Origin of the sequence: Streptomyces sp. NPDC026673 (assembly GCF_040638135.1) — a bacterium.
Classification (GTDB): Bacteria; Actinomycetota; Actinomycetes; order Streptomycetales; family Streptomycetaceae; genus Actinacidiphila.
On the sequence record NZ_JBEZXR010000076.1, the window covers coordinates 1 to 22583 of the forward strand.

The 22583-nt window shown below is 69.3% G+C and carries 23 protein-coding genes and 2 pseudogenes; 14 read left to right on the forward strand and 11 right to left on the reverse strand.

Annotated features, from left to right (window positions below):
- The first annotated feature begins 87 nt into the window (after window positions 1–87).
- Window positions 88–675, forward strand: coding sequence for a GNAT family N-acetyltransferase (locus AB0F62_RS34500; protein WP_361808705.1), 588 nt, complete (start codon window positions 88–90; stop codon window positions 673–675).
- Window positions 676–875: 200 nt separating this feature from the next.
- On the opposite strand, the gene AB0F62_RS34505 is transcribed toward AB0F62_RS34500, so the two are convergent.
- Window positions 876–1991, reverse strand: a complete 1116-nt coding sequence (locus tag AB0F62_RS34505; RefSeq protein WP_361808708.1) for a hypothetical protein — start codon at window positions 1989–1991, stop codon at window positions 876–878.
- 695 nt (window positions 1992–2686) lie between these two features.
- On the opposite strand from AB0F62_RS34505, the gene AB0F62_RS34510 reads away from it, so the two are divergent.
- Both AB0F62_RS34510 and AB0F62_RS34515 read left to right on the forward strand, forming a co-directional pair.
- Complete coding sequence (locus tag AB0F62_RS34510) at window positions 2687–4303, forward strand: replication-relaxation family protein (RefSeq protein WP_361808711.1); 1617 nt, start codon at window positions 2687–2689, stop codon at window positions 4301–4303.
- Between the two features lie 297 nt (window positions 4304–4600).
- The gene (locus tag AB0F62_RS34515; RefSeq protein WP_361808714.1) at window positions 4601–6814 is read left to right on the forward strand and encodes a DUF262 domain-containing protein; all 2214 of its coding nucleotides are present in this window, start codon (window positions 4601–4603) and stop codon (window positions 6812–6814) included.
- A gap of 59 nt (window positions 6815–6873) precedes the next feature.
- Here AB0F62_RS34515 and AB0F62_RS34520 read toward each other — a convergent pair whose 3' ends face one another.
- The 5 genes from AB0F62_RS34520 to AB0F62_RS34540 form a co-directional block, all read right to left on the reverse strand.
- Window positions 6874–7167 carry a hypothetical protein gene (locus tag AB0F62_RS34520; protein ID WP_361808717.1) on the reverse strand — a complete coding sequence of 98 codons (294 nt, stop codon included), beginning with the start codon at window positions 7165–7167 and terminating at the stop codon, window positions 6874–6876.
- A 135-nt stretch (window positions 7168–7302) separates the two neighbouring features.
- Entirely contained in the window at window positions 7303–7479 is a 177-nt protein-coding gene (locus AB0F62_RS34525; protein ID WP_361808720.1) for a hypothetical protein, read from the reverse strand.
- A 1458-nt stretch (window positions 7480–8937) separates the two neighbouring features.
- Complete coding sequence (locus AB0F62_RS34530) at window positions 8938–10245, reverse strand: MFS transporter (RefSeq protein ID WP_361808723.1); 1308 nt, start codon at window positions 10243–10245, stop codon at window positions 8938–8940.
- A gap of 2 nt (window positions 10246–10247) precedes the next feature.
- Window positions 10248–10970, reverse strand: coding sequence for a hypothetical protein (locus AB0F62_RS34535; protein WP_361808726.1), 723 nt, complete (start codon window positions 10968–10970; stop codon window positions 10248–10250).
- Between the two features lie 166 nt (window positions 10971–11136).
- Window positions 11137–11400 carry a hypothetical protein gene (locus AB0F62_RS34540; RefSeq protein WP_361808729.1) on the reverse strand — a complete coding sequence of 88 codons (264 nt, stop codon included), beginning with the start codon at window positions 11398–11400 and terminating at the stop codon, window positions 11137–11139.
- 109 nt (window positions 11401–11509) lie between these two features.
- On the opposite strand from AB0F62_RS34540, the gene AB0F62_RS34545 reads away from it, so the two are divergent.
- Both AB0F62_RS34545 and AB0F62_RS34550 read left to right on the forward strand, forming a co-directional pair.
- The gene (locus AB0F62_RS34545; RefSeq protein ID WP_361808732.1) at window positions 11510–11692 is read left to right on the forward strand and encodes a hypothetical protein; all 183 of its coding nucleotides are present in this window, start codon (window positions 11510–11512) and stop codon (window positions 11690–11692) included.
- A 283-nt stretch (window positions 11693–11975) separates the two neighbouring features.
- Window positions 11976–12953: an L-threonylcarbamoyladenylate synthase gene (locus tag AB0F62_RS34550; RefSeq protein WP_361808735.1), complete on the forward strand. Its 978-nt coding sequence runs from the start codon at window positions 11976–11978 to the stop codon at window positions 12951–12953.
- Between the two features lie 344 nt (window positions 12954–13297).
- On the opposite strand, the gene AB0F62_RS34555 is transcribed toward AB0F62_RS34550, so the two are convergent.
- Window positions 13298–13939 carry a carbonic anhydrase gene (locus tag AB0F62_RS34555; RefSeq protein ID WP_361808738.1) on the reverse strand — a complete coding sequence of 214 codons (642 nt, stop codon included), beginning with the start codon at window positions 13937–13939 and terminating at the stop codon, window positions 13298–13300.
- A 464-nt stretch (window positions 13940–14403) separates the two neighbouring features.
- Between AB0F62_RS34555 and AB0F62_RS34560 the strand changes: the two are divergent.
- The 4 genes and pseudogenes from AB0F62_RS34560 to AB0F62_RS34575 all read left to right on the forward strand — a co-directional run.
- Window positions 14404–15120, forward strand: a pseudogene (locus AB0F62_RS34560) (IS256 family transposase); the annotation flags it as partial.
- 208 nt (window positions 15121–15328) lie between these two features.
- On the forward strand, window positions 15329–15763 hold the full coding sequence (locus AB0F62_RS34565; protein WP_361808741.1) for a hypothetical protein: 435 nt from the start codon (window positions 15329–15331) through the stop codon (window positions 15761–15763).
- Window positions 15691–16011 (forward strand): hypothetical protein, encoded by a 321-nt coding sequence (locus tag AB0F62_RS34570; protein WP_361808744.1) that lies wholly within the window; start codon window positions 15691–15693, stop codon window positions 16009–16011. The genes AB0F62_RS34565 and AB0F62_RS34570 overlap by 73 nt, the downstream gene beginning before the upstream one ends.
- Before the next feature lie 27 nt (window positions 16012–16038).
- Window positions 16039–16443: a hypothetical protein gene (locus AB0F62_RS34575; protein WP_361808747.1), complete on the forward strand. Its 405-nt coding sequence runs from the start codon at window positions 16039–16041 to the stop codon at window positions 16441–16443.
- 231 nt (window positions 16444–16674) lie between these two features.
- Here AB0F62_RS34575 and AB0F62_RS34580 read toward each other — a convergent pair whose 3' ends face one another.
- The 3 genes from AB0F62_RS34580 to AB0F62_RS34590 all read right to left on the reverse strand — a co-directional run bounded on the left by AB0F62_RS34580 (window position 16675) and on the right by AB0F62_RS34590 (window position 18573).
- Window positions 16675–17199 (reverse strand): hypothetical protein, encoded by a 525-nt coding sequence (locus AB0F62_RS34580; RefSeq protein WP_361808750.1) that lies wholly within the window; start codon window positions 17197–17199, stop codon window positions 16675–16677.
- Window positions 17200–17204: 5 nt separating this feature from the next.
- Entirely contained in the window at window positions 17205–17564 is a 360-nt protein-coding gene (locus AB0F62_RS34585) for a recombinase family protein (RefSeq protein ID WP_361808753.1), read from the reverse strand.
- A gap of 190 nt (window positions 17565–17754) precedes the next feature.
- The gene (locus tag AB0F62_RS34590) at window positions 17755–18573 is read right to left on the reverse strand and encodes a siderophore-interacting protein (RefSeq protein ID WP_361808756.1); all 819 of its coding nucleotides are present in this window, start codon (window positions 18571–18573) and stop codon (window positions 17755–17757) included.
- Window positions 18574–18671: 98 nt separating this feature from the next.
- Between AB0F62_RS34590 and AB0F62_RS34595 the strand changes: the two genes are divergently transcribed.
- The 4 genes from AB0F62_RS34595 to AB0F62_RS34610 all read left to right on the forward strand — a co-directional run bounded on the left by AB0F62_RS34595 (window position 18672) and on the right by AB0F62_RS34610 (window position 20975).
- Complete coding sequence (locus AB0F62_RS34595) at window positions 18672–19457, forward strand: AraC family transcriptional regulator (protein ID WP_361808759.1); 786 nt, start codon at window positions 18672–18674, stop codon at window positions 19455–19457.
- Window positions 19458–19686: 229 nt separating this feature from the next.
- Complete coding sequence (locus AB0F62_RS34600) at window positions 19687–19992, forward strand: FAD-dependent monooxygenase (RefSeq protein ID WP_361808762.1); 306 nt, start codon at window positions 19687–19689, stop codon at window positions 19990–19992.
- An 18-nt stretch (window positions 19993–20010) separates the two neighbouring features.
- Window positions 20011–20160, forward strand: coding sequence for a hypothetical protein (locus AB0F62_RS34605; RefSeq protein WP_361808765.1), 150 nt, complete (start codon window positions 20011–20013; stop codon window positions 20158–20160).
- 428 nt (window positions 20161–20588) lie between these two features.
- Window positions 20589–20975, forward strand: coding sequence for a hypothetical protein (locus AB0F62_RS34610; protein WP_361808768.1), 387 nt, complete (start codon window positions 20589–20591; stop codon window positions 20973–20975).
- A gap of 18 nt (window positions 20976–20993) precedes the next feature.
- Here the strand turns inward: AB0F62_RS34610 and AB0F62_RS34615 are convergent.
- A pseudogene (locus tag AB0F62_RS34615) lies at window positions 20994–21827 on the reverse strand (transposase).
- 226 nt (window positions 21828–22053) lie between these two features.
- On the opposite strand from AB0F62_RS34615, the gene AB0F62_RS34620 reads away from it, so the two are divergent.
- The gene (locus AB0F62_RS34620; protein WP_361808771.1) at window positions 22054–22530 is read left to right on the forward strand and encodes a hypothetical protein; all 477 of its coding nucleotides are present in this window, start codon (window positions 22054–22056) and stop codon (window positions 22528–22530) included.
- Window positions 22531–22583: the final 53 nt, after the last annotated feature.

The following is a 22583-nucleotide window of genomic DNA, read 5'->3' on the forward strand; positions in this document are numbered from 1 at the left end:
CGACGACACCGCCCTGCCCACCGAACTCACCGCATAGCCTCAAAGAAGAGATCACCGAGTGGCCGTCGATACACCACTCCAACGGACATGACCGCACCCCGGCACGGCAGTGTGTTCGCCTGTGAGAAGGTTTCTGCCATGACAGATGGCGCGACTGAGGGCGGCGAAGTTGTACTCGACACGAGTCGCCTGCTGCTCAGGCCTTGGCGGGTAGCCGAGGCTGTCGTCCAACGTGAGCTGTGGACCGAACGTGATCCACGAGTGCCGCCACACCGCCGAATCGACGCGGCAGGACACCCCACGGTCGCGGAGCTCGAGGATTCGATCCGCACCAACCAGATCTGGTCGACCGGATTGCTGGCGATCGAGCGGAAGGCCTCTCGCGACGTCATTGGCTACTGCGGGCTGGTTGACAGCTGGCGAGGATCGGAAGGGGAACCGGAACTGGCGTTCGAGCTGCTCCGCCGGGTTTGGCGTCAGGGATATGCGACCGAGGCCTCGTTGGCGGTTCTGGACTGGGCGAGATCATCCGGATACGAACGTCTGTGGGCCACGGTCTGGGACTGGAACACCGCTTCTCGCCGTGTGCTGGCCAAGGTCGGGTTCACCGAGACCGAGCGGAAGGAAGTGGACGCGGTGCACGGGACCACTCTCTTCACCACGAGACGGCTCTGACGCACCCGATGTTTGGCCTTACGGACGACTCCGAGCAGTGACGGCCGCCACGAAGACCCACACGACATCGTGAGCATGAAGCCGACACAGCGTTCACCGTGCCCCCGACGGCCTGACGGCCGCCGGGGGCACTTCACGCTGCCTCATCCACAGCGACCACGTCGCCTTTGTGCACATCTTCAACGTCGCTCAACAGTCGGCTAGAGGAGGCCGGTGGGTATGTGCTGGGTGAGGTTGTCGTGGATTTCGCGTAGCCATGGGGTGCGGACGGCGGGCAGCCGGGTCAGGGTTCGTTGGAAGACTGTCCAGTCGATGCGGAACGCGTCGTGGACATTCGGCGTGGGTGGGTCGTCGCGAAGGACGCCGTCGGGTATCGGCCCGGATGCGGGGACGGGTAGCTGTGGTTCGGGGGAGACCAGCGGGAGCCACACCCCGAACGGCAGCGGCACAAGGTAGGCGGGGGCGGTCGGGGCGGCGGGGGCGGTCGGGGTCCATGTCGTGCCGGTCTGCGGGTGGGATGGCACGAGGAGGATGTCGGCGTCAGTGTCGCGGGCGGGTTGTCCGGGTCCGGTCAGGACGGCGCGCCGCGTCGGTGGGCCGGCCGGGAGGAGGGTGTCGAGGGCGTGTTGGAACATTTTTGCGGTCAGGCCGTCCTGAACGGCTACTGCCCGGCCTTGCGAGGCCACCAGGAGGTGGGCGAGCGCCTGCCCGGCTGCCGCTACCCACTGGGGGCTCCAGTGCCACCGGTCGCTCGCCCGGAACGGCTGGCCCCACGGGGCGATCGGCTCGGACGGGGGCACGCCCGCCCCTTCCGCGAGCAGGTCCGCCCAGGACAGCAGCCCGGTGTCGGCGCCTTCGACGGGAAGGCGGCGTACGGCGTTCGGGGCGAGCCACACGGCCTGCCAGAGTGAGCAGTCGTCGATCCTGCTCGCCACGAGAAGACCGCATGCCGCGCAGGCCGTGTTGGGGCCGTCACCCCCGTCGAAGCCGCAGCAGGCGCTGCCGCGCCTCTCCGGGATCAGCACAGTGCCACGGGTGTCTCCCGGTGCGATGACGACCGCGCCTGGCGCGCTGTCGGACAGGGCGTGGACCGGCGCGTAGATGCCGCGGGCAGCCGCCTCGTCCGGATCGGTCTCCTCCCACCTTCGCCACGGCGGCCCCCAGGGCTCCAGTTCCACGGCGAACGTCCCCGATGCCATGAGCACCGGGAGCTGAAGCCCGTTCCCGTACTGCTGACGAGCGTGGGCCGGCAGGGCGACCTGGGACAACGGGGCGGTCAGCTCGGTGCCACACCGCACACAGACGAAAACGAACAAACGTCCTCCGCTCGGGAAACAGGGGGCATCGTCGCAGTTCCGTGGCAGACCGGCCAACGTGTTTTCCATTCGCTGTGGGGCCGAAGCACAGCCACGATGCCGAGCATCACCGTTCGCATCCTCGGCGGGCTCTGATGCCTCCCGAAGTGGTGAGCATCTGCTGCCCGTTCTCGTGGACAAAGCCGCCCTCGGTGCCCGCGCATGCCAGGACCCCCCGAAGACGGCCGCGCGACAGCGGCGACCGGCCCCGCGAGGTCGGCCCCGCGGTTGCTGTCCTTCGGCTCATGGGCTTGCCGCGGCTGAGGGTGCCCGGGGTGGTGCCTGGGGTGGTGTCGGTGTGTGTGGGCGGGTGTCCGGGGTGTGTCCGTGCCGGGTCGGCCCTGCGCCGTTCCCTACGTTTTCCCCTATGCCGTCCCCTACGGTGACCTTCCCTGCCCGGTGTGGTGTTTGTGCAGGTCAGGCGGCATGTGTGGGGGTGGTGGTGGTGCCGACAGCCCTTTGCTCTCGTGGTTTGTGTGTCAGTGGTGGGTGGTGGAGTGGTCGTTGCGGGCTTGCCGGTGGGCCTGGGGTGCCCGCCCGGCCCTGGGGGTGTGCGTGCGCGGCCTGTTGGCCGCGCCCCGGGGCCGGGCGGGGAGCCGGTGCGGCTCCCTGCGGGGGGCCGGTGGGATACGGGAGCGGTGGGGGGTGGGTGTGGGGTGACGGGGAGCAGGCGGTGGCCGTACGGGTCGACGGCCCGGGTGCGGGGCCTGGTGTTGCTGGCGCTGGGTGTGGTGAAGGTCGCCACGGCCGGGCAGTTGCGGCAGTTGGTGCTGCCGGGGACGGCGGATGTGCAGACGGTCCGCAATGCGTGCAAGGATCTGCGGGCGGCGGGGCTGGTGGAGTCGGTGGGCTCGGCCAGCCGGCCGGGCCGGTCGGGCAGGGCGGTGGCGGAGCAGGTGTGGAACCTGACCAGGGCCGGGTTGGCGGCGGCCGCCTGCGAACTGGGCCGCCTGCCGAAGGAGATGGGCGGCACGGCCCGGGAGGCGGCGAAGGCCGGTGCCGCGCACGCGTTGAAGGTGACCGACACCATCGACGCGTTCCGCCAGATGCCACCACAGCCCACCCACCCCCTCGCGCGCCGTCCCCGCGTGGCCGGCGAAGCCAAACTCGCAGCCGGCACCGGCACCGGCACCGGCACCGGCACCGGCACCGGCACCGGCACCGGCACCGGCACCGGCACCGGCACCGGCACCGGGCCCGCGCTTGCGCAAACCCCTGCCCCAAACGCAGGGCCTGTCACCAGGGCCGGGCCTGCCACCGGGGCCGGGTCCGGCCCGATGGCGCAGCCGCAGCCGCAGCCGCAGCCGCAGCCGCAGCCGCAGCCGCGGCCGGTGTCGGTGTCGGTTCGGCCTGGTGGCCTGGGGACGCTGCGTGGCTGGACGACGGAGGTGGTCCTCCCGGTCACCGGTACCTTCACCGCGCCGGGTCGGGGCAGCCTGCGCGCGGACGCGGTGCTGACCGCACCACAGGATCAGGTTCCGGTGCTGTTCGTGGAGGTCGACAACCACACCGAGCCGGCTGCCGTGGTGGCCGACAAGATCGCCCGCTATCACCGCTTCTTCCAGCGCACCACGACCGGCCACCGCGTGGAGGACCAGGTCCCGCTGTGGTCGATGCGGTGGGAGGACTCTGGTCGCGGGGGCTATCCGCCGGTGGCGATCGTCTTCACCCGGCGGGTCAACCCCCAGGTGCTGCAGCGCCGCATGGACGAGGTGGCCCGGCTCTCACGCCTGTACTGGCAGGGCACCTGGCACACCGCCCCCTACCCGACCTCCTCGGGGGAGCCGGACGGCTGGCGCGACTACGACCGCACGGTACCGGTCCTGACCACCTCCTTGGACCATCTGGCAGCCGACGGCCCGCACGGGCCGGTGTGGTGGCGTTTTGGCCACGACACCCACCAGCCGCTGATCGCCGCCCTGGACAACCCCGACGACCGCCGCGCCTGCTGGCAGCGGGATGAGCAGCGGCGTGCCGCCCGCCAGGCCGCCGAACAAGCCCGCGCCGCGGCCAAACAGGCCCGCAGGCAGCAACGCAGGGAAGAACAGCGCCGCCGACGCGAACAGGCATGGCCCTGCCCGGTCTGCGGCACCGACGTCCATCCCGACGACTACGACCGCGGGCAGGACGACGGCCAAACCCCCGTGCCCGGAGCAGAATGCCCGTCCTGCCGCAGTGAGCGTGTGCGCCGTGACCGGGAACAAGCGGCGGCGCAGGCCGAGTGTGAACGCGAACGCCGCGGCAGCGCACTGTTCGGCTGGCTACGCGGCTGAACCCCGCCAGGACATGCGCTTGGTATGCCTGCCGGGCGGGCACACACGGTCGGGAGGCGACTGCTCCGGATGCCGACGAGACCCTGAGGCCGTGCCCGGGGCTGTAGCCACGGGGGGCTTCCCGCAGCGCGTCGGCCGGCCGTTGCCGGCATCCGCGCCCCGACGCCGGGATACCGCACCCGGGTACAGGCCACGCGCCACACGGTATTCAGCCCACGACCGCTTGCCGGTTGTCTGTACGGCACCGGGGTGAGTTGGGAGCATGAACAGGCACGCCGGGCAGTGGGGGAGTGGTGCATGGCCGCAGACGAGATCGAATCCCAGGGCTTCAGCCTGAACGAACTGTTCAGTGGCTTGACGTATGAGATCGACTTCTACCAGCGCGACTACACCTGGGGCGAGGACGAGGTACGCACCCTGCTACGGGATCTGTGCGACTCGTTTAGGGACTGGTCGACCAACCTGGGCTTTCTACGCCGGCCGCACACTGCGCCACAGTATTTCCTGGGCCCCTTCGTCTATCACCAGCCATCGACCCGCCAGCGCTACCTGGTGGACGGGCAACAACGGTTCGTCACACTGCACCTGATCTTCGTGCAGCTCCGGCTGTGGGCTCGGGATGCCGGACACCCCAAGGCAGTGGACCGCCTCAACCGGGTGATCACGACCGACGGAGAGCACTTCTCGGTCGGCATCACCGATCACGAACCCGTCCTGCGGGCGGTCACCGAAGGCCGCGCATACGAACCGGGCCCGGGGGATTCGCTCTCCCGCCGTAATCTGTGGGCGCGCAGTCAGCAGATGGAGTCCCAGCTGACGGAAGAGCTCGACGCAGACGAACTCCACCAGTTCACCGAGTGGCTGCTGGACCGGGTTGTCCTGGTCGGGATCCGGGCGGCCGGCCGTGATCACGGCTACCGCATGTTCGAGACAATGAACGACCGCGGCGCCCGCCTGACCGCTGTTGACCTCCTCAAGAGCCATCTGCTGTCCAACGTCGGCGCCGGCGAGGACCAACTGAACACCCAGTGGCAACAGATGCTCCGAGAACTGGCCACCGACCGCGAGGACCCCACCGCCGCCTCCCGCTTCATCAAGGCTTACCTCCTCGCCCGCTGCGCACGCCAGGGCGAGGACGGCGACCGTCGTCAGATCGCGACCAATCTCAACGTGTGGGTCCGCCACAACGCCGCCCACCTCGGGCTGGTCCCAGGACGCCCCGACAATTTCCTGCAGTTCGTCCAGGATCTACTGAAGACCGCGAGACTGTACCGGCCTTTCCTCGCAGCCGGACGCGAACTCAAAAAGGACGGCGACCGCCTCGAGACCGTCCTGTTCAACGAACGCAACGGCCTCACCACCCAAACGGTCGCCATCCTCGCCGCCCTCCACCCCGACGACCAGCCATCCCAGGCCAAGGACAAGGGCCGCCTGGTCGCCGCGTACATCGACCGCTGGTACGCCCTGCGGGTCCTACAGGACCTCCCTGTCCAGTCAACCGACACCGACACACTGGTCCACGGCAGACTCGTACCGCTGCTGCGCCGCTGCCGCACACTGGAGGAGGTCGCATCCGCGCTCGGCGGCCTCGTCGATGCGGACGCAGGCTCCATACGCGAAGCGGTCACCCTGGGACTGCGGGGCAACAACGCCCACCAGATCCGCTACCTGCTGGCCCGCGCCACCGCCTACGCCGAAGACGCCTGCCAGCGGCCACACGACGTGCTCGCCTACCTGGACCGGGACCGATTCCACATCGAGCACCTCTGGGCGAACCACCATCACCGAGTGAAACGCGAGATACCCGACGCCGTCGTCTTCCGCAGCCGGCGCAACCAACTCGGCGGCCTCGGCCTGCTGATGGGCCGCGAGAACTCCAGCATCAACGACCTGCCCCTGGGCGACAAAGCCCCCTATTACGCCCGCAGCAATGTCCTGCTGGGCATCATCGCCCCCGGCTACGACCACCGCAATCCGGTGCTGCGCGAGTTCATCAAGACCCACCGACTCGACAAGATCCTCAGGCCGTTCTCCCCTCGGGAGACCATGACCACCGTTGTGCAGACACGGCAGGAGCTGTACCTGCGCCTGTTCGAACACATCTGGCACCCCGACCGCCTCGGCCTGCCCACCACCACGCCACCCGAGCAGGACGCCACGGCGCCGACAGCCGGTCTCCTCCGTCCGCCGCCGACGCAGCGCAGATCCCCTACGGGCGGCCGGCGGACGGACGTTGCCAGAATGCTCGACGCTCAGGTGCTGAAGGCCGGCACGCAGATTGTCCTGACCTACCGTTCCACCGAGCACTGGGCCACCATCGACGAAAACGGCGGCATCGTCCTTGCCGCGACCGGAGGCACCCCCTACGGCCGGGTCGACGAAGCCGGTGCCATCGCCCGCGGCACCAAGACCTGCCAGGGTATGAACGAATGGCACGTCGAAGACGAGACAGGAGCACGCGTCAGCCTGCGGACCCTGCGCGACCGCGCGACACAAGCCGGAGTCCTGTAGCCGAGGCCCAGCAGTCCGCAGCGACAAAGCCGTGGTGGCGTGATGGGCTGATGCCTGGGTCAGGACGCCTGCGCGCAGGCAGGACGGACCGCCGCCGGGTGCCGGGCCTGCCGGCCCGGCACGGGCGGGCTGGTGCGGCTGTGTGGGGCAGAGGCTGACGGGATGACACCGCCCTGCCACCAGATGGCCCCCGCGCAGCCGATCAGTCCGGACCCGGTCCGGGGCGCCGGGAGGTCGCCGGCCTCGGTGCCGATCGCGGACGCCAGGCGGGCGTCTGCTTCGGTCAGCGCGTACGCGGACACCTCGTCCTCGTACAGGGCGGCGGCGCACTGCGGCAGCCTCGCCGCGAACACGGCAGCTTCCTCCACGCGCTGGAGGGCGAGGTCCCGTAGCTGGTGCCTGCCCCCGCCCCCGCCCCGCGCGTCGCGGGGCGGGGGCGCGTGGGCGGGGGAGTGGGGGGTGGGCGGGTCTCCTGGTTGTTGGTCGGTTCAGGTGCGGCCGGCTGCTGTGGCGGCCGCCACGGCGTTCATGCAGGGGCGGCAGTAGTCCTCGTGTACGGCGTCTGGTGTCTGGGGTGTCTTCACGTTCAGGGATTGTCCGCACAGGGCGCTGCCGTCGCGGTTGATGACGTGCCACCGCTGCCAGGTCCCGGTCTGGGTTGCCATGGGTTCGGCCCACATGTGGTACATCGGCCACCTCCCACTCGAACGCGGATGCGGTCACAGCCATGACACGGCGGCGTGGGCCAGGCGGCGAGTCCTGTACGCCGAACGGGTGACTTTGGCGTTGCGGCAGGGGTTGCGAAGGCCGTTGCGAAGGCCGTTGCGCCGGGCGTTGCGAAAGCTGTTGCACACAATCCGGGAGCCGAGCTGTATTCGCCCTGGTCACAGCCGCTTTTTCGGGTGCTTGCCGGTCTGACTTCTCCCTGTGTGGGGGGGGGAGTCGTTGGCCTGGCGTGGCTGGCCCTTGCGCGGGTGCGCCCGCCCCTTGGCCGTCGCGGGGCGGCCCGGGAGTCGCTGCGCTGGGCTGGCGGTGGGATGGCGGCCCGTAAGGGGCGGGCCGCGGGGAGGCGGCCCGCACTTGCCCGGTCCGTACGTCGGGCCGTCGTGTCTGGCGACTGCTTGATGGTGTGCCGGTGCCGGTGCCGGTGCCGGTGCCGGTGCCGGTGCTGGTGGTAGGCGGGAGCGCGGGCGGTGGTACCGGGCGGGATCCCGGTCGCGGCCGGGGTGGTGGCGGCGAGTTCCGGGTGGAGGCGGCTGGATGTCTGGGTCGACGGGGTCCGCAGGTGGGCGCGTGGCTGGTCGCGGATGGCGGCGATGGACTGCGCGCTGATGCCCGGGCGGCCGGCAAGGTAGGCGGCGGGCGGGTCTGCGGCCAGGCCGATTGCGGGCCGTGGCGCTCGGCGAGGTCGCAGGAGGCCTTGTACGCGGTGAGCATGATGCGACCAGTTGGACGAGGTGTCGGCGCTCCTGCCGGAGATCCGGATGCACTGGGACCCCAAGACCGTCCGCGAATGCGGTGAGAGCGCCCTGCAGAACCTGTGCATGGACTTCTTCTTGCTGTTGCCGGGTAGCAGGCGCGTGGTGCTGGAGGTCGACGGCAGCCGGCACTGCACCCGCGACAACTCGGCCGTGCCCGACAGCGGGAAGTACGCCGCGACCATGGCCGGCGACCGTGACCTGAGGTTGCGGGGATACGCGGTGTTCCGGTTCGGCCACGACGAACTAGGCGACCGCGACCGGCCACGGCCGGAACCGACCCAAGGAGAACCCGTGGACGACGAGACCCGCAGCAGGGCAATCGCCCTGTTGCTCGGCGCAGCCGAAACCACCACCGAGATGACGCCTTGTCGCGCGTTGCCTGCCGCGCCGGGTTCCTGTGGCGCTGCCCCGGCTGCGGGGCGACCAGTACCCGGACCGGGACACCTGCCGCTGCGGCGCCACCCGCCCCGTCGGATCCGACGAGGAATGACCACCGCACGGGCTTCCCGTAACCTACCGGAGAGACCAGGAATGACCACTCCGGCAATCATCCTTGACGCCCTCGTGCAGGGCCTCGCCGGCGACTCGTCCGGCGCGCTGCAGCAGCTCCAACCGATGCCGCCAGCGTGCCCGCTCACATGGTCATGCCTTGACCTTGAGGTCCTCGACGTTCCCGTGGGGCGGCGCATCGGGGGCTCCACTCCGGGCCACGCTCGTGAATGCAAGAACCACGCACGGTACCGCGACTAGTGCCGATATCAGGAAGCTCCCGCGCGGGCTCCACCACAGGACGGCCAGTGAGGCCGCGACAAAGCCGAGCATGTTGGCGAAGTTGTCCACCATCGTGTCGATGCCCTCGACCCGGCCGAGGTAGGCGGCCGGGACCCTGCTCATGTAGAGCGAGCTGACCGCGACGTTGTAGGGCGCGTTGGACAGAGCGCTAATGGCGACGCCGACGCCTAGTACATAGACGTTTGGAGCGGTGCCCATGACCACCTGGGCCACACAGAGCCCCAGCATGGACAGGGCCATGATCCTTCCGAGATGGGTGGATTTTGCCAGCCCTGTCACCGCGAGGGCCGCCACTACGGCGACAGCACCGTTGAGCGAGTAGATGTAGCCGAGCGAGGACGGGCCTAGGAACAGGCTCTGGGCGATCAAAAAGATCAGCCCGTAGTTGGTGCAGGCGGTCAGGAAGGCCACGCCGTACGAGGCGAGCAGCAGGGAGCGGATCGGGGGGTTGCGCAGGATGATCCGGGTGCCGTCGACGAAGGCTGCCCAGGGCTTCGCGTCTGGCGTCCCGTCTCCGTCGCCGTCCTCGACGGCGCCGCCCCCATCGACGCCCGCAGCGGCCTCGGCCGGGGCGGCGGTCAGCTTCCGGCGCAGGACCCACAGGATGACTGCCGACACGGCGAAGGTGGCACTGTCGATGAGGAAAGCGCGACTGGCCCCGCCGAAGGCCAGCGTCACCGCGGCAAGCGAGGGCCCGGCGATCTGCATCACCCACTGGCCGGTCTCCATCAGACCGTTGGCGCGCGGCAGTCGGTCCTGCGGTACGAGCCTGGGCAGGAGTGCGAAGGAGGATGAGGAGAAGAACACTCCGATGCCGTTGCCCAACGCGACCAGCACGAGCGCCCATGCGGCGTTCCCCGTAACGGCGCACCCGGCCAGGCCGAGGCCGACGACGAAGCGGATGAGATCCGCCACCACGAGCACGGAATACTTGTCGTAGCGGTCCGCGATGACACCGGAGACCCCGCCGAGCAGCATCCCGGGCAGAGTGGCGAGCAGTACGACGAGCAGCCGGGCACCGATCGAGCCGGAGGTCGTTTCAAACAGCCAGACGTTGACGGCCAGAAGGCGGAATGAGTCGCCCATCATCGAGACCGCGAAGGACGCGTAGAACAGCCCGAAGGCAGGGGGCATCCGTATCGCGTCGAGAACTCTCATTTTCATATACTCTCTCGCTGCCTTTGGCCGATCTTCTTTTCCTTCAGTGCCTCGCCGAGCGCCGTGAATCCGGCGATCAATTGCCCGGGGTCAGGGACCTCGGCAATCTCCCAGCCGTCGGGTGGGAGCATCGGCGGTATCGTGACCCGGCCCGCGGCGACGGCAGTTACGGCACGGTACATCCGTTGGTCCCCGTGCCGTGAGCACTCACGAACCAGCTCCTCCACCATCCGTGCCAGTTCCCCCTCGCCCCGGTCGCCAGCGACAGCATGAAAGAGCATCCACAGAACCGGCGTGCGCGGATTGCGTAGCGGAGTGCGTTCACGGAACGCCGAAACCGCCGCCGCGAAGCCCTGCACACTCGACGGCACGGTCGTCGACCCGGCCCCGCGTTTACATGCTGCTGTCACCCGCAGTAGGACTATGAGATCGCCCTCGGACAGAGGGCTGGTCACGTCGAACCGCTGGAGGTAGGCGTTTTCGGGGTCTACGGCCGCAAGTATCTCTGCGGCCTGCAGCATCCCGGCGGCTACCGACCGTGGGAAGTCGGCGACGACTTCCCGAGCAAAGGCGAGCGCACCGACCGGGCCGGCTGCATCGACCGAAAGACCGAGCAGCGCCGCCTGCGAGCGATACCGCAGCACCCCAAGCGCTCGCTGCACCACCTTGCCGCGCGCACGGTCAAGGGCTCTGACGTCGAGGCCGAAGAGGTGCCGGCTCCGCACCGGGCGTCCGAGCACCAAGTCGTAGCAGGCCCGATAGGCGCTCTCAGCCTCGTCTGCGTCTTGTCGCCGCAGCAGCTCGATACGGCGTGCTTGTGCAGCATGCCCGGGGCCAGCGCACGGCCGAACGGCGGGCGTTCGAGTCCGTAGAACGCTTGGACGCCGTCGATCATCGCGCGTTCCCTTCCAGGTGGGCGAGCATGTCCTCGACGGTCCGGGTGGCGCGCTCGGCCCGGTAGTGGAGGCTGAGGGCGAGGTTCACCGCGCGGTTGGCCAGCGGCGGCCAGGGCCGGCGAAGGTTGCCCAACTTGGTACAGGTCAGCCGGCGTGCCAGGCGAAGGGCCCGGTCCAGCAGCGCGAGCGCGTCGTGTTCGGCCAGTTCGGCGGCCTGGAGGGCTTCTTGGACGGACGGGTGGTCGTCGATGGTGGTCACCGGGAGGGCGCGGCAGGGCGGGGCTGACCTTCATTCCAACGGCGGTCGCCATCACTTTGGCCGAGGCGGGCGCGAGCAGCGCCGCCGTCAGTCCTCCGCCAGGATCTTCGTGGAGCACGCCAACGCCGAGTACAAGCAATGGCGACCCCTGCAGCGGTTCACCGGTCGCCGGGAGACCTACGCCGAGACTCGCCTGGCCATTGCCGACCTGGTCTCCGACCGCTCCGCCCGGCGGCTCACTCACCGCAAGCCGAGCACCGAACTGGTGCTCGTCCAGCAGACCGCCTGCTGATCAACCACCAGCCGAACCGCCAGGCCAGCATGCCCGGACCTCAATCGTTTCCAAGGTTGTTGGCTTTTGGTGAAGGGATGTCTTCGGTGCTCAACGGCAGTTCCCTTCCTGGGGTAGGGCTGCTGTGTCTGGGCGGAGCTGTCTTTCGGCGTCGGGGAAGAGCGGGACAGTCATCAGTGTCAAGCGGTTGTTCTTGAATGGCTCCGGGGGTCAAGGGACCCGTGGTTGGTGTTGAGATTGATCAAGACCGTCGCCGGTCTTTGGCGCACTTAGGATTGTGAGGGTGACGGCGAGTACCAGTGATATCGAGAAGGCGGCCGGTGTGCTGCGTGTCGGGGGCCTGGTGGGTCTTCCGACTGAGACCGTCTACGGTTTGGGCGCCAACGCTGAGGACCCTGCGGCCGTCTCGCGTATCTTCCGGGTCAAGGGACGCCCGCCTTCGCATCCGCTGATCGTTCACATCGGCGGCGTGGAGCTGCTGGAGGACTGGGTCCAGGAGGTGCCCGCGACGGCCCGCCTGTTGGCCGAACGCTTGTGGCCGGGGCCGCTGACGCTGGTCCTGCGGCGCGGTCGCCGGGTGCCCCTGGAGGCGACCGGTGGCTTGGAGACGGTGGCGGTGCGCGTGCCGGACCACCCCGTGGCACTGGCGCTGCTTGCGGTCTTCGGGGGCGGTGTCACGGCCCCGTCCGCCAACCGCTTCGGCTCGGTGAGCCCCACGACCGCGGACGACGTCCGTGCCGAACTCGGCGGCGCCGTCGACTTCGTGTTGGACGGCGGCCGTTGCGAGGTCGGTGTCGAGTCGACCATCGTCGACGCCACGGGCGAGATCCCGGCCGTCCTGCGGCCTGGCGGGGTGACGCGCGAGGATCTCGAAGCGGTGCTGCGGTTCCCGCTCGCGGTGCCCTCGACCAGCCCTATCCCGGTGCCGGGCCAGCATCCGTCGCACTACGCGCCGCGGGCGCGGGTGGTCCTGGTCGAGCCGGAGAAGGTGGTCGCCGAGGCGGAGCTGGCGCAGGAGCTGGGGCACCGGGTGGGTGTCTTTGTTCCTGCGGCTTTCGCGGGTGTTGAGGTGAAGGCGCAGGCGGTGGTGCAGGTCCCCGGTTCGATGGCCGCCTTTGCGTGGGGGCTGTACGGGTTCCTGCGCGAGCTCGACCAGAAGGGGTGCGACCTCATCGTCGCGTCACTGCCGGCGGAGGAGGGACTGGGGCTGGCGATCGCCAACCGGCTCCGTCGTGCCGCGGGGCCCCGGAGCACCGTGTGACCAGAGCCGACGCCCTGCCCTTGCTGATCCCGGGTGCGGTGACGGGTTCGGCTGAGTTTTTCGGTCTGGCGGGCCGGGCACAGCTCGTGCCGCCGGTCGTCGGTGACGACCGTTCCCCATCCTCGGCACCTCGCAGCCCGTCCCCCGCGCCAGGCTGGAGCGGAGGGCCGTGCTGGCGTCGGTTTTCATGCGAACGCCGACAGCTGGGCGCGTGGTCGGCTCCGTGACCCATCGGGCGGTTGCCCTTCCGGGGGTGATCGAGCGGTGAACCCGGTGCGTTCCCTATCCACGCATACGGGTCTCCTCCGACCGGGGCACATCGGGGGCAGCCACGGCTGGGATGGTCAGGACGCGGCGGGGACTGCTGTGTGGAGGCCGCGGGTGGCGACGAGCTGTGCACTGCCGTCGGCCAGCCGGTAGGACAGCCCCACCACGCCGAGGCGGCCGGCGGCCACCCGCTCGGCCAGGACGCGGGAGCGTTCCATCAGCAGGTCCACGGTGTGCTCGATGTGCTCGGCCAGGATCTCGTCGGCCTGGTCGCGTCCGGCCGCGCGGGCTGCCAGCACGCTCGGGGTGACCCGTTCTACGACGTCGCGGACGAAGCCGCCGGGCACCCTGCCGCCGTCGGCTGCGGCACGGGCGGCTGCGATGGCCCCGCACGAGTCGTGGCCGAGCACAACGACGAGCGGGGCGTCGAGCACGCTCACGCCGTACTCGATGGAACCGAGGACTTCTGCACCGGCGACGTGCCCTGCGGTGCGCACCACGAACAGGTCGCCCAGGCCGCGGTCGAAGATGATCTCGGCGGCCAGCCGGGAGTCGGAGCACCCGAACAGCACGGCGAAGGGCTGCTGGGACGGTGCGATCTCGGTGCGGCGGGTGGCGTCCTGGTTCGGGTGCTCGGGGGTTCCGGAGACGAAGCGCTGGTTACCGGCCATGAGCAGATCGAAGGCGTCGCGAGGCATCGGGTTCTGGATCTCGGTCATGGCGGCAGCCTACGAGCGGGCACCAGTCGTCGCGCGGCCTGGTCCCGCCGGAAGTTCGCCGGATCGGGCTACGCTGACGGCCTGGTTATCACCCCCAGACGCCGGGCGAGGGCAGTATCGGTGCCAAGCCTCAGCGTGCGACGGTGCTGTCCCGCCCGGTACGGCGGCCGGTCCCGGAACCTCGGTTCGTCGTTCGCCTCCGCACAACGAGCCAGGCGCCGCCCGCGCTGTCGGCCGAACGGGGGCGGACCGCCCGGGATCACTCGCCGTCCCCCGGAGAGCAGGACTTCGCCCGGACGCCAGGGGATCCCATTCCTCCTGCCTCAGCGGTTGCGTCCTTGGAAGTGGTGTAGCGGGTTGGACCTGATGCGGGGGTTTGCTCCGGCGTCCGGGTTGGTGCCCGCATAGGCAAACGGCCACCGGCTGATCTTCGAAGTGTCGAAGCCTCGAAGGGGATCAGCACGATGACCGCACCTGACAGTCTGCCCCTGCGCGCCCTCGCCGAGGAGAACCTCGCTGCGGCGAGTCCCGATCTGCTGCGCGCGATGGTCAAGACGTTCGCCGACGCGCTCATGTCCGCGGAGGCCGATGCGCTGTGCAACGCCGAATACGGGCAGGTCAGCGACGAACGCGTCAACCAGCGCAACGGATATCGCCCGCGCGAGTGGGACACCAGGGCCGGCACCGTCGAGCTCGCCATCCCCAAGCTCCGCAGCGGCAGCTACTTCCCGCACTGGCTGCTGGAACGACGCCGCAGGGCCGAGCAGGCCCTGATCTCGGTGGTGGCCACCGCCTACCTGCTCGGGGTCTCCACCCGCCGGGTCGAGAAACTCGCCGAGTCCCTCGGCGTCACCCAGTTGTCCAAGTCCCAGGTCAGCGCGATGTCCAAGCACCTGGACGAACAGGTGGCCGCGTTCCGCAACCGGCCCCTGGACGCCGGACCGTATGCGTTCGTCTGGGTCGACGCACTGACCCAGAAGGTCCGCGAAGACGGCCGCATCATCAACGTCCACGCACTGGTCGCGGTCGGTGTCAACGCCGACGGCCACCGCGAGATCCTCGGCCTGGACGTCGCCACCGCCGAGGACGGAGCCGGCTGGCTGGCATTCCTGCGCTCACTCATCGCCCGCGGCCTGAAAGGCGTCCAGCTCGTCGTCTCCGACGCCCACGCCGGCCTCGTCGAGCGAACCCTCCTTCGAACGCTGGCTCGCCGGGAGGCTGGAGGGTCTCGCACCCGGCATCCGCTCGGAGGCCGAGCGCTGGACCCGCGTCCTGCGCTACGGCGGTCCCCGTAGCCTTCCGCGACGGGAGGGCACGGTCTGGCTCTACCTCAACCGAGTCCGCCCGGCCCTGCTGGAATGGTCGAACCCCTACGACCACCTGCGCGAAGTGACCCGCGACGACGTCCTCACCTACATCACGACACTGCACGGGCACCAGCGCCACGACCAACTCGTCGCCCTGCGCTCGCTGTTCAACTGGGCCAAACGGAACGGGATGATCTTCCGCAACCCCACCAGTCGGATCAAGGTCGGGCAATACGAGTACGCCGTGCTGCAACCGCTGGTCCCCGCGCAGGTCGACCGCTCCGTCGCGGCGGCCGCCACCCCGGCGACTCGGCTCATCCTCGCCCTCGCGGCGGTCCACGCCGCCCGGGTCGCCCAGATCGCCGACCTCATGCTCGACGACCTCGACCTCGGCACCGCCGGCTCACCATCGCCGGACGCGCCCGCCCACTCGACGACCTCACCTTGCAGCTGCTGCTGGACTGGCTGGAGCACCGGCGCCGCCGGTGGCCGACCACCGCGAACCTCCACCTGCTGATCAACAACCAGACCGCCAACACGACGAGCCGGGCCAGCAATCACTGGATCAGCGCTCCGATGCGGGGACAGGAAGCGACCCTGGAGAGACTCCGCGTCGACCGGCAACTCGAAGAGGCCATGGTCAGAGGCCCTGACTCGCTCCACCTTGCCGAGGTCTTCGGGCTCGACGAGAAGACCGCGATGCGCTACGCGGACTCCGCACGGGCGTTGCTGGAACAGGCCGCCGAACAAACTCCCGAGAACTGACAGTGACCTTCTGTCATTCTGCTGGCCATGTCCGCACGAAATCGAGGGCTGCCCCGGCATCGTGCCTGGCCCCTGACCACCACCGACATCAACGAGTGTCTCGGCTCTTACACGGCCCGTGTCAGGGACCTGCGGTTCCTCACCGGGCATGACAGCGGGACCATCGTCCTGGGAGCAGCGTGGGTCGCTCCGAACCCCCGCAACTACGGCCGTGGCATCCACCCGGACACGGTCGGCTTCCGCGTTGACGTCCACCCCGTCGATGCCACTGAACGTGCAGCCACCCGCGCTGTTCTACGGGCGCAGGCCCTCCCGCAACTCCACGAATGGATCACGCAGGCGATCGCCGCCGACGAGACCTGGCAACTGACTGACCACCAGCACTACTGGCGACTGACCGACGGCCACCTCATACACCGCGACGAGGCGTGAAACCGATTCCGGACGACAGGAACACCCCACATCAGCGAGGTCACACACGCGGGTTCACAACGAACCCAAGGGGCCACACCCGGGAATCAGGACACCAGACCCTCGGGTTCCCAACGAGGAACTTTCAGTTCCCCTGAACCCACGGGCCTCAGCGGCCTCGGGGAACATCGGTACAGCGGTTGGCGCTGAGAACGATCATGGTCAGGGTGTGGGTGCGCTGACCCGGTTCTCCTACTCGCGGCGGGCCTTGCGCTGGGCCGGGACCGCGGGGACGCCCTGGCCGCCGTCGAGCGGCCGGCGGCGGGCGAGGAGCTGGCGGTGTACGGCGGGGACGGCGCTGACGCGCAGGGTGTAGCCCTGGCCGCGTCGTACGGTCGTTTTCTGGTCGAGCGCGGCGCGCTGGGCGGGCTCCACCTCGGTGGTGCGGAGGTAGTCGGCGGCGACCTTGCCCGGCATGTCGAGGGTGACCGGCAGCTCCGGCGCCGGAACGTCTTCGGCGGCCGCGTTGTGGTCGGGCATGTGGTCGGCGACGGCTGTGCGGATCGCGCCGCGGCTGACACGGTGGTCGCGGGCGAGGGCGGCGATCGAGCGGCCTTCCAGGTACGCGGTGCGTACGTCGGGGGTCTTCGCGGCCGCCACGGCGGGGCGGCGCCCGCCCTTGTCGCCCTTGGCCTCGGCGGCGCGCAGTCCGTAGTAGGTCGGCTCGCGCTGGAGGTCGCGTTGGAGTTCGCCGGCGGCGGCGAGGGTCTGCACCATGAACTTCACGGTGGACAACAGCTCGCCGCTGCGGGGTGGCGGGCGGTGAGGTCCATGGCGGGGAACGCGCCGTCGTGGATGCGCAGGGCGAGGCGGTCACGACGGAGGACGTCGAGCACGTCGAGGATGTGCTGGTTGCCGCGCACGAGGCGGAACATCGCGGAGATGTGCACGGTGTCGCCCGGCCGCGAGTAGGTGAGCAGTTCGCCGAACTTCGGCCGCTGGAGAGGGTGGAGGCGGCCGGAGGTGCCCGGGTCTTCCTCGAAGACGACCGGGTCCTCGATTCCGGCCTCCTCCAGGACGAGGTCCTGCGGGGCGGTGGACTGCTGGTCGGTCGAGACCCGCTTGTAGACCAGGTTCGCCACCGTGGGGCCCCTTCCGTACGGAGGATCGGACCCTGTCTGTCGTCAAACCCTGTCAGCAATCACCATCGGATCCGATTGGATTCGCGCCGCCGTGAACCCCCTGATTGCACGGGTTCATCGGACGCGCCGCCTGCCTGTCGTCAAACGATCGCTTGACGGCAGGTGAGGTCCATGAGGTGTGGTGGGGTGGTTAGAGGCCGGCGCGCCCGTGACTGAAGTAGCCGCGGAAGGAGATATCGGACTTCGGTAGGTAGCGCTCACTGACGAGGTGGCGGCGGATGCCGGTGGCCATCGAGGACTCGCCAGCTGTCCAGGCGTAGAAGGGGCCGTCGGGAAGCCGTGCCTGCTTCACCGCGTCCAGGGCGAGGGCACCGGGTTTCGCATCGGTGTCGGTGCGGGGAAGCCAGTGGACGATGCTGCCCGGCGGTGCCGTGACGTGGCTGCGGATGTCCTCGGGTGACGGGACTTCCAGGAAGACCTCGGCGGGCAGAGTCGCTGTGGACTGCTCCAGGATGGCGAGGATCGCCGGCAGGGCGCTCTCGTCACCGACCAGGAGCTGCCAGGCGGCGCCGGGGGCGGGCGCGTAGCTGTGTCCCTCGTCGAGGAACGCGACCCTGGTGCCGGGCTCGGCGGCCCGCGCCCATCGGGTGCCCGGGCCGGCCGCGCCGGTGCTGTCGGCAGCGTGGAGCGAGATCTCGATGTCGAACTCCGACGCCTCGGGCCGAAAGCGCCGGATCGAGTAGGTCCTCACCCGCGGACGCTGCTTGCCGCCCTGGAGCGTGAGCTGGAGAATCCACCGCTCGCTGCTGGGCAGGAACACCTTCTTGGCGTCGTCGTCGGGGTCGGCGAAGAACAGACGTCCGGCCTGGTCGAAGCCCGACCGCTGAAGGTGCTGGACATCCTCGCCGCCCAGTGTGACGGTCATGAAGTGCGCACTGGGCTGCTCGCTTCCCCGCACGGTCAACGACAGCATCCGCCGCTTGCGCGGGCGCTGGATCCGGGAGGCCACCGCTACCTCCCCCGGGGACGGGACTTGAGCTTCATCGTGGTCATGCGACCACTGTCGGCGCAGCGCATCGTGCAAGACCACCGGTAAACTGACGCCTGATGCCGACAACCCGCCAACCTTCACCGACGCCCGCCGATGCAGACGATGAGATCCTGCAAGGCGGTGCCTGGCTGCCGCACGGCTTCCGGCTCGACCCCCACAGCCACGTCCAGGGCCAGCTGGTTTACGCCGCCGCCGGCGCCCTGGCAACGGCGACGGAGCGCGGCACCTGGGTCGCCCCGGCGGACCGGATCACCTGGACGCCCCCGCGCTTTGCCCACTCTCACCGCTTCTACGGCCAGACCGACGTACGGCTGGTGTCCGTACCGCTCGACCTGTGCGCCGAGCTCATCGATCACCCCAGCGTCTTCGCGGTGAGCCCGCTGCTGCGCGAGGCCCTTCTGGCGCTCACCGACGAACCGGAACGGCGGGCCGGCGCCCACCGGCGCCTGCTCGCCGTCATCGTGGACGAGCTGGCCGACGCTGCCGAGACCTCCGTTCACCTTCCCGAAGCCAGTGACGACCGGCTCCGCGCCGCCACCGACCTGCTGCGCGCGGACCCCGCCCGGCCTTCCACCCTGGCCGAGCTGGGCCGGGCGGTGGGAGCCGGCGAGCGCACGCTCAGCCGCCTGTTTCACACCGAGCTGAGCATGAGCTTCCACCGCTGGCGGACCACCCTGCGCATCCACCACGCTCTGGCGCACCTGACCGATGGGATGACGGTGACGGAGACCGCGGTCGCATGCGGCTGGTCCAACCCGTCCACTTTCATCGACGCCTTCACCGAGGTCGTCGGTCAGACGCCCGGCCGTTACCAGGCTGGTCTCCGCATTCACGGACGCTAGCCGCTCAGCCGTCCTGGCGGATGTGTGCTGATCGAGCGTGCAGTGAGCGCGGCCCGAATCGGCTTGGCGGGTTTCCGGTATCGAGTGTCGACTTACCAGCGGTTTGCGGCCCGTCGGGTCTTTCACAGTGGACGCGAGCGGGCGCCGGCCTCCGACCTCATGGCTGGCGCCGCGATGTACGCGTTCGGCGCGTACCGACCACCGTACGGATCATGAAGGGCCTGAACGCATGACTGAGACACGCGACGACACGGCCGTTGTCATCATCGGGGCCGGCGTCGCCGGTCTGACCCTCGGCAACTTCCTGCCGGGCAACGGCGTCGGCTGCATCGTGCTGGAGAAGCACCCTCGCGCCTACGTCGAGAAGCGCCAGCGCGCCGGAACGATCGACACCTTCGGGGTGCGCCTGTTCCGTGACTGGGACCTGGAGGAAGTCCTGGCGGGCGACCCGATCCCGCACAGCGAGGGCGGCTTCTACATCGCCGGCCACGCGATGCCGATCGACGTGGACGAGGACAACAACGAGAGCCTGTAGTGCCCGCAGCAGGTCCTGGTGCGCAACCTCACCGAGGTCTTCCTCCCAGAAGGCGGTGACCTGCGCTACGAAGCCGCGGACGTCGCCCTGGAGAACCTCGCCCAGGGCCACCCCGTGGTGCGCTACCGGGACGCTCCGAGTCTCGACGGAGTCGAAACGGGCGCGTAGCTGCAACCGCATCCGGTAGGGGCGCCGTACCGACCATCCGGTGTGGCGCGCGGAGGCGCGGGCTGTCGTGAGCGGGACGGTGCCGGGTCCTCTCGAAGAGCGGGGTGTCCGTCCTGTCAGACTAGGTGGCCATCGGGCTCGATGGGCCGTCGTGTGAGCTAGGAATCGTGTTGAGATCTGCCGTGTCGGTGGCGTGTGCCGTCGTTCTGCTCACTGCGTGCGCTGCGCAGGGGCAATCCCCCCGTCACGCCGCCGGCGCCCGGGAACCGTCCCCGGCGCGTTCGACTCCGGCCAGGTGCGAGGCCGATGGGTATGTCTGGCAGTCCGTTGTGCACCGAACCGTTTTGGTGGGGCTCTCGGACACAGAGGAGATCGAGGTTCCGGCACACGGCTCGGCACGTTCCCCCGAGCCGAGGTTGATCCGCCCGATGTCGGCTCGCCTTTCTGCCGCGGCCGTCGCGGCCGGGGTGCGCCCCGCCGACGTCCTGGCATCGCTGGAAGACAAGATCGCGGTTGGTGTGGAGCCGATCGGCACGCACCTGACGCTTCCAGGGACGGGCACACGCGTCACGTCGAGGATGACCAACGACACGGACGCCCCGCTTCGCGGCCGGTTCGTGGAGGCGGTGGGAATCACGCTCGAGACGGGCGAGTTCACTGCCACCTGCGCGGGCGGCACGGTCCGCGGGACGGTGACGACCTGGGACAAGGGCCGCACCCATGAAAGCCTCCAGTGCGGGCTCAAGCAACCTCTGGGGGAATTCGGGCAGGAAGTAGAGCGCAGGGCCTGCACCGACCGGAAGCCGTCGGCTTGAGACCGACCGGCAAGTGGATCACTTGAGGCGTCGGGTGGTGGGGCGGCTGTTGCTGCGGTAGCGGCTCGTTGAGTGTCGGATGAGCATGCGGAGCGTGACGAATGCAGCGGCGAGGCAGGGGTGGAAGTCCACGGCGCTGCCGTCCTTCTCGGTGCAGCGCCGCAGCTTTCCGTGGCCGTTCATCCACGAGCGCGGACCGCTCGACCACCCACCGTTTGCCGGCCTGGATCGGTGCGGGCACGTCCTTGCGGGCGATCTTGCCGGTGAAGCCGAACTCGTCCGGCGGGGCACGGGTCTTGGCGCGGTCACAGCCGCGGTCGAGGTTGATGTCCGCTTGCTCAGGGAGTGCTCCTGCCTGGGCTTTCGTGGCTTCGAGGGTGGCGCCGAGGAGTGGTGAGTCGTGCCGGTTGGCGCCTGCGGAGACGATCCCCAGCGGGACCCCGGCTGCGTCAGAGGCCACCGATCGCTTCAGTCCCGGTTTGCCCCGATCGGCTGGGGAGCGTCCGGCTTTCCCGCCTGCCGAGACAGCTTTCGTGATGCAGCCGTCCACGGAGATCTCGGCCGGTGAGAGGCCGATCATCTGGTCGTACGCCTGCAGCGCCAGGGCGTGGACCTGCTTTGATATGCCCATCTGCGACCAGAGTGTGACGCGGCGTCGGATGGCGCGGTCGGAGCAGCCCGGAGCGGCGATGCGTTCGTATCCGGTGCCGTGGATCAGGGCCTGCACGATGTGCTCGATGACGATCCGGTCCGGGACCCGGCGTGGGTGAGCGCCCAACGGGTGGGCGCATGGTCATCGCGCGCGGGCAGCAGGGCGGCGAACTGGTCCCACAGGGGTTCGAGCAGCAGCAGGCATGGGCCCTGCGGTGATCACTGAGCGTAGAGAACTCCGTGATCACTCAGGCCCGTGCCTGTCTCGTAGCCACCAGCCACCAGCCGCCAGGCAGCCCACCGTTCGCCGGTCGGTCTTGGCTTGTTCTTCAACCTCCACTCGGTGTCAGCGAAGGCTGATCATTGCCGTCAAGGGCTGATGGCCAGTACGTTCGTTTCGCCGAGGGTCGGGGCGTGTGGGGGGCTGATGCTGGACACGTTGGTGACGACGGCTACGGGGGCTCTTTCCGCCACGGTAGGTGTGTTGGTCGGAGGTATCGTCACGCGCCGCGCCCAGGACCGGCAGTGGCTACGGGACCGGCAGCTTGCGGCCTACGACGAATTGTTCACTCACTACGCCAGGTTCACGATGGAACTCAGGCGGGCGCACAGTGACAGGCGTGGCTGGGATTACGACTGGGGCGAGTGGAGCGCGGCGTTGATGCGCGTGAGCCTGGTCGCTCCTACGGAAGTCGCGAACGAGATCGATCGTTTCGGGAGCGCCATCAATTCCTTCCTGGACCAAGTGGCGCGGGCGCGTGACCCGCTGCGTGACCCGGTGAGTCCGGAGGAGTTCGAGCAAGCCAGACAGGCACCCGCCCAGGCGCAGGTGAAGCTGGTCAATGCCATACGCAGGTCGTTGAGTAATGATGAAAATGGACTGCCCTTCGGGATCGGCGGGTGAGAGTCCGACACGCGGGCTTTCGTTGAGCCTGCTCCAACTCCGAGGGAACAGGG

Excerpts from the sequence above, each read along its gene's own strand:
- AB0F62_RS34500 (WP_361808705.1), top strand. The coding sequence starts at position 88 with ATGACCGCACCCCGGCACGGCAGTGTGTTCGCCTGTGAGAAGGTTTCT.
- AB0F62_RS34515 (WP_361808714.1), top strand. The coding sequence starts at position 4,601 with ATGGCCGCAGACGAGATCGAATCCCAGGGCTTCAGCCTGAACGAACTG.
- AB0F62_RS34525 (WP_361808720.1), bottom strand. The coding sequence starts at position 7,479 with ATGGCAACCCAGACCGGGACCTGGCAGCGGTGGCACGTCATCAACCGC.
- AB0F62_RS34530 (WP_361808723.1), bottom strand. The coding sequence starts at position 10,245 with ATGAGAGTTCTCGACGCGATACGGATGCCCCCTGCCTTCGGGCTGTTC.
- AB0F62_RS34555 (WP_361808738.1), bottom strand. The coding sequence starts at position 13,939 with ATGACCGAGATCCAGAACCCGATGCCTCGCGACGCCTTCGATCTGCTC.
- AB0F62_RS34575 (WP_361808747.1), top strand. The coding sequence starts at position 16,039 with ATGTCCGCACGAAATCGAGGGCTGCCCCGGCATCGTGCCTGGCCCCTG.
- AB0F62_RS34580 (WP_361808750.1), bottom strand. The coding sequence starts at position 17,199 with ATGGTGCAGACCCTCGCCGCCGCCGGCGAACTCCAACGCGACCTCCAG.
- AB0F62_RS34595 (WP_361808759.1), top strand. The coding sequence starts at position 18,672 with ATGCCGACAACCCGCCAACCTTCACCGACGCCCGCCGATGCAGACGAT.
- AB0F62_RS34600 (WP_361808762.1), top strand. The coding sequence starts at position 19,687 with ATGACTGAGACACGCGACGACACGGCCGTTGTCATCATCGGGGCCGGC.
- AB0F62_RS34610 (WP_361808768.1), top strand. The coding sequence starts at position 20,589 with ATGTCGGCTCGCCTTTCTGCCGCGGCCGTCGCGGCCGGGGTGCGCCCC.
- AB0F62_RS34620 (WP_361808771.1), top strand. The coding sequence starts at position 22,054 with ATGCTGGACACGTTGGTGACGACGGCTACGGGGGCTCTTTCCGCCACG.